This window comes from Shewanella sp. (genome assembly GCF_051658185.1).
GTDB lineage: Bacteria > Pseudomonadota > Gammaproteobacteria > Enterobacterales > Shewanellaceae > Shewanella.
Genome location: NZ_JBOFMC010000202.1, coordinates 1 through 3,920, shown reverse-complemented (window position 1 = coordinate 3,920; position 3,920 = coordinate 1). Strand labels below are relative to the sequence as shown.

The 3,920-nt window shown below is 43.6% G+C and carries 2 protein-coding genes; one reads left to right on the top strand and one right to left on the bottom strand.

Annotated elements, in window-relative coordinates; all coding sequences use genetic code 11:
• Positions 1–306 precede the first annotated feature (306 nt).
• Positions 307–1,809 (bottom strand): peptide MFS transporter, encoded by a 1,503-nt coding sequence (locus ACRCZA_RS08005; RefSeq protein WP_438673928.1) that lies wholly within the window; start codon positions 1,807–1,809, stop codon positions 307–309.
• Positions 1,810–2,302: 493 nt separating this feature from the next.
• Between ACRCZA_RS08005 and rfaH the strand changes: the two genes are divergently transcribed.
• On the top strand, positions 2,303–2,809 hold the full coding sequence (gene rfaH, locus ACRCZA_RS08000; RefSeq protein WP_438673927.1) for a transcription/translation regulatory transformer protein RfaH: 507 nt from the start codon (positions 2,303–2,305) through the stop codon (positions 2,807–2,809).
• Positions 2,810–3,920 lie beyond the last annotated feature (1,111 nt).

The following is a 3,920-nucleotide window of genomic DNA, read 5'->3' as shown; positions in this document are numbered from 1 at the left end:
TTATTCAGCTGACGCTGTAGATGCCATGACGATAACTTGAGTTGCTCAATTGAGTTGCTTAATTGAGTTGCTTAATTGAGTTGCTTAATTGAGTTGCTTAATTGAGTTACTTAATTTAGTTGTGAGAACTTGCGCTGTAATCACTTGCGTTGTAAAACCGTGCAGCATGCAAGATAAGCTAAAAAAAGCGCCACTAGACACTAGGGCGCTTTATGTTTAAATCATGACGTTTTGTATCGAAAGCATAATTATCAAACTTTTCGCAAGTCACAGCACATGTTGCTAATAAGCTTGTTGCTCATAAACTTAGCGTTTAATCGCCTCGTGTTCACCAGTAATGGCTATTTCATCTTCTAAGGCTTGCTCTTCGCTATGGTGCTTAGACTCAGCGCCGTGCATCCAATCGACGAGTTTGTCCGCCATAAAGAACAGGATGACGCCAGAGATGGCTGCGGTAATCGCAATACCGGCAAAAATTGACATAGCGTTGGCTAATTGTTCTTCTTTACCGCCACCGTGGCCAATAAGTGAACCCACAAAACCGGCAACATAGTTCGCCATCGCAATAAATAGGAACCAAGCCCCCATCATTAATGAGGCAATGCGCAGTGGGGCAAGTTTAGTCACCATAGATAAACCAATCGGTGATAAACACAGCTCGCCCATGGTGTGGAAGAAATAAGCACCCACTAACCACCACATGCTTGATTTAGCGGTTGGATTGCCACCCATTTCGACAACGGCACCAATCATAAACAGGAAACCGATAGCTAACAGCACAAGGCCTAAAGCAAATTTAACCGGTGAGTTAGGTTCATTTCTACCTAAACGGATCCAAATAGAGGCAACAACAGGAGCAAATAACACAATGAAAATGGCGTTAAGTGATTGGAAGTAAGTTGTCGGTACTTCCCAGGTGCCAATGAAACGGTCAGTGAATTCATTGGTAAATAAATTCATTAAGCCGCCAGCTTGTTCGAATCCCGCCCAGAAGATGATGGTAAACAAACCAAGAACCATGATGACCTTGATACGGTCACGCTCAACTTTGGTGAGCGGTTCTTTACGCACATTGCCCAACTGTGCTTGGCGCTCGCGCTCAAGTCTCGCAGCAGGAACAGTACCAATATCACCCAGTAATTTTTGCGCAAACAAAAATTGAATGATAAGAGAAATCAACATACCAACACCGGCACAGAAGAAACCGGCTTGCCAGTTATTGATAAATACCTCTTCACCATTAATAACTTCAGTATGACCAAAGCTGGTATACGCCCAAGCCACGACAAAACCAGAGAGTGCCGCGCCTAAGTTAATCCCCATATAGAAGATGGTAAAAGCGCCATCGCGTCGATGATCGCCTTCTTCATACAGATCACCCACCATAGTGGATATGTTCGGCTTGAATAGACCGTTACCTAAAATCAGTGTTCCTAAGCCGATATAGAAAACGGTTGTTTCAACACCAGGAAACCATGCATGGGGTGCGGCTAGCATAAACTGGCCGATTGCCATTAAAGCGCCACCAAAATAAATCGCTTTACGTTGACCCAGAAAATTATCAGCTAACCAGCCACCGATGAGGGGCGTTAAGTAAACTAAAGCCGTGAAGGTACCATAAAGTGACAGCGCGTCAGCTTGGGTCCAACCTAAACCGCCGCCTTGCTTGCCAACTTGGTCTACCAAATACAGCACCAAAATGGCGCGCATTGCATAATAACTAAATCTTTCCCATAACTCTGTGGTAAATAGCAAGAACAATCCTTTGGGATGTCCAAGCATCGTACCTTGTGGTTTTGATGCACTCATTAAGTTTTCCACCTTCGCTCGTGATTGCCTGTGGGCCCCTGAAACAGGATGATGTCACCACAGAAAAGTTGTTGCTTTCCCATTATCGTGTTGCATTTTAAGTATTTTTTAACAGCAGACCTTGAGATTCGTTGTTGAAAATACTGCCGCGTACGTATGGGTTATTGTTGCGTTTTTATAATAAAAGTAGGGTTTTTAGCGATAATCGGGCTGTTTTTGCTAAAAACTCACCTTATATAGCCTTTAAAAGCAGATAAAGTCAATTTTGCGAAGCTAATTGCCGACAATGTAAGCAAGCTTTAGCAACAACTTCTCTAACTCAAATCGGTTGGCTTAACTTTTTTGTGGTGGTAGGTCGCAACTATGCAGAATTTGTCTATAAGCACTTCCTAGAGTGCGGCTAATTTTGTTACCATTGCGCTCTGTAAATGGATGTCACTTTACTGATGTCAACAACACTGATATCACTAAATGAGCGTGGTGAGATAAGTTAATGAAGGCCTGGTATCTTTTGTATTGCAAACCTCGGAGTGAAGCGAGGGCCCAACAAAACTTAGCGCTGCAAAATATCGACACGTATTTGCCGATGATGTGGCAAGCAAAAAAGCAGCGAAATCAAAAGACGGTTGCAACTCAAGTCCCGTTATTCCCCAGCTATCTCTTTATTCAATTTGATCCAGATGAAACCAGCGTGCGGCAAATTCACTCCACGCGTGGCGTCAATTATTTGGTCAATTGTCAGGAACGCATGGTGCCACTTGATGATCGGATCATTCACACTATCCGCATGAAAGAGCTCCGCACCTTTGATAAAACCCTGGCGGAATCTGCCCCTTTAGTCGCTGGCGAAAAGGTGATATTTACCGAGGGGCCATTTACTGATTTAGAAGGCATTTTTCAAGAACAATGCCCAAATAAACGCTGCCAAGTGCTATTTACCATCATGGGCCAACAAAAAACCATTAATGTCCCAGAGCAAAGCGTAAAGCGACTCGATTAAAATTGTCTTTGTGCTTTAACTGTTCAGCCGATTTTATCAGCCAGGGCAGGTTAACTGGCTAAATGGCCGCCAAAATGCATTAAACACAAATTATTAGTGAACAATAAGTTACTTGTGAACAAAAAGACGTATTGGCAAAATTGCGCTAAGTGCCATGATTGCAACAAACTGATACAAACGCCATGATGTAAGGTAAAGTCGCGCTAGCGTGTAAGACATTGGCTATAGTTGCAATGCTTAAAACATTTTTTAACAAAAGTCGCTGAGTTTAAAAAATGGTCAACGCAAGGTGTGGTGAGCTCATAATACGTTCAGCCGCCTCTATTATGGGGGCTGGGTTGTGAGCGGTGTCATGTTTTTATGGGGATTTTGTTACTAAAGAGTGGCCTAATTTTATGGCAAATAGCGCTTTAGGTTGCTTTTTGAGCATACAGGTCCGTGTTTTTACTGTATATTCTTGCAGCTTTAGCTTAACGGTGATCGCTTTATGGTTGTGTGGTTAAATTTACACATGGCTAACAGGCTAAGAGCTAAGAGCTAGATGAGCGCCACGCTAGGAGAGTGAAACGTCCCCTGCAGTGTTGACAACAAGCGCCATAACTCATCCTAACATAACAGATTTTTGTTAGCTGAGTCTCAGCTAACTGTATGATAAAATTTAATATTTCGCATAGCGAAGGGCAATATAGAGGCCGCAATCTATGGGCGGTAGCGTGTCCGAAGGACATCGAATGAATTGTTTCATTCGTTAAGCGGACGCCGCAAATAATTGTCTGGAACAATTATTAACAGCGTTAGCTGGCTCGCAGAGTGAAATACAGGACGTATTTCATCAGGGCGTCTCGCCCGCCACGCGAAAATTGGTAGCGTGCCTGAAAGCAACCAAGGACACTGCTTTGCAACTGTTTGCAACTGTTTGCAACTGTTTGCAACTGTTTGCAACTGTTTGCAACTGCTAGAGACGGCCTTCGCTCTCTAGAACGCAGCACAAAGCGCTGCGCTAGGACGCTCTCTAGCTCTAGATTTAGGACGCTCGCCGGCTCGCTCTAGAATATAGCAGGTGCAAATCGACGCTCTGCTTTTTCAAGCGTCTTGAGTCTAAATTCTATCA

Excerpts from the sequence above, each read along its gene's own strand:
- rfaH (WP_438673927.1), top strand. The coding sequence starts at position 2,303 with ATGAAGGCCTGGTATCTTTTGTATTGCAAACCTCGGAGTGAAGCGAGG.
- ACRCZA_RS08005 (WP_438673928.1), bottom strand. The coding sequence starts at position 1,809 with ATGAGTGCATCAAAACCACAAGGTACGATGCTTGGACATCCCAAAGGA.